This window comes from Halochromatium glycolicum, assembly GCF_016584085.1.
Taxonomy (GTDB): Bacteria; Pseudomonadota; Gammaproteobacteria; order Chromatiales; family Chromatiaceae; genus Lamprobacter; species Lamprobacter glycolicus.
Window position 1 is genome coordinate 1 of the sequence record NZ_NRSJ01000146.1, and the last position, 483, is coordinate 483.

1 protein-coding gene is annotated in these 483 nt (G+C 70.6%); it reads right to left on the reverse strand.

What is annotated here, in order from left to right:
• Positions 1–483, reverse strand: a 483-nt coding sequence (locus CKO40_RS23905; RefSeq protein WP_200348954.1) for a response regulator, incomplete at both ends; no start/stop codon positions are given.

Here is a 483-nt window from a genome sequence, read left to right on the forward strand (position 1 = left end):
TGCCATGCCCGTGATGCGACAGCACCGCCACCAGTTCCTCGATGTCGACCGGCTTGGACAGAAAACGCGTGGCGCCGGCATCCATCGCGCGCTGCCGCTCCTCGGCCAGCACCGCCGCCGAGAAGATGATGATCGGTATCTCGGTCAGGCCCAGCTGCTGGCGGATCACGCGTGTGGCCTCGTAGCCGTCCATCACCGGCATCTGCAGGTCCATCAGCACCGCGTCGAAGGTCTCGGGCCGGCTCTTGAGCGCCAGCACCGCCTGCCGGCCGTCGCGCACCGGCGTGGCTTCGGCGCCTTCGAGCAGCAGCGCCCGGCTCAGCAGGTCGAGGTTGGTGTCGTTGTCGTCCACCGCCAGCAGGTGCAGGCCCTGCAGCCGCGGCCCCTGCGGCGCCAGCGGCGTGCGGGCGTAGACCGGGTGCTGCGCGTCCTGGCCGCCGCCGAGCGCGAAGCCGATCTCGAACCAGAAGGTGCTGCCGACAC